Annotated in this window: 1 protein-coding gene; it reads right to left on the reverse strand. The window is 47.2% G+C overall.

What is annotated here, in order from left to right:
• The coding region (locus J5224_RS28785; protein WP_264628509.1) for a hypothetical protein at nt 1-1,217 on the reverse strand (1,217 nt) is incomplete at both ends.

Genomic DNA, 1,217 nt, shown 5'->3' on the forward strand with positions numbered 1-1,217 from the left:
AATAATTGCATTTGGGTTACGCCGCTTACATGCGATGACATCGCCAGTTTTGATAATTCAAAATCGCGGAAAATCGCATACGGGAAGCAGTTACTTTGCCGCTTCAGCGTTATTTTTAGCGATGCACTGTGCGGGAGATGCGCATGGCGAGGGATGATGGACGCAAAACCGGTATCAACATGACATTTCACCCTAAATCCAATTTGACACTCATTGGCGGAGCAGGGGTAAATCTCCACGTTATCAAGCACCTCCCAACCATTTTCGGTTGTGGCTTCAAGGTGAAAAACGTCCTGAAAGAGTTGATAAAAAGCCGCCGTGAGGGAATGGCTGAGTAACTCTTTGATCGTCGTATAAGCAGTTGCTTCTTCCGCAAGAATGGGTTTCAAACGAGTGAGGATCTCCGCAATATCTGATTCGGCTAACCATGACACCGTGTAAAGACAGCGTCGGCTTACTATCTGACCGATGACACGAAAGAGAAGGTCCGTCTTTGAGAGGCCATATAACACCCCTTTATCTTGGGTTGAGCAGATAACCTGTAGCATTTGCAGATAAAACAACTTATAGGCTACCCAAACACGCTGTGACGGTCTGAGATGCTGAAACTGGTTGAGTTGATCCGGTGTTACCTCTTTTACCAGTTTGCTGGCGGTTATCTGGGCAGCCCAATTCTCCAACAGATAGGCATGCAGGGTGAGTAATTGTGTAAATATTCGCGTTAACGCTGCGCTGGCTTTATCATCATCATCCACCGCCAGCAATTCCTGAGCAACGATGCCCGAGCGCACCTCTTTGAGATGAATCACGATTTCGATACTGCGATTGCCTTGCTGCATCGAAAATAGGGGATCCGTGATAATCAGCCCCATCGGTTGCGTGCTGTCTTCGGTTTTATACTTGTTGTTGAATATATTAAAGTGCTGTTCTTTCGGGAAATCGTCCCCGGTCGCGCTAGCCGTTATCAGCAGGCGCTGTCCGCTGACTCCGCATACCAAGCCAGATTCTTTTTCGGGTGAAACTAGCGGGTCGCGCTGTAGAGTGAGGTTGAAGAGGTGAGAGACCTCGGCATCCGTGACTTCAATTGGATAACCGCTACGATAAATGATCGGGTTAAAATCAGGATCATCGCCAGGGCTAAATTCGGCACCTTGCTCAAATTGAATCGAATTGTTGGTTTGATTGTTTAATGAGAGTTTTAGGTACACCGAATTATC

Source organism: Candidatus Symbiopectobacterium sp. NZEC135 (assembly GCF_025962695.1).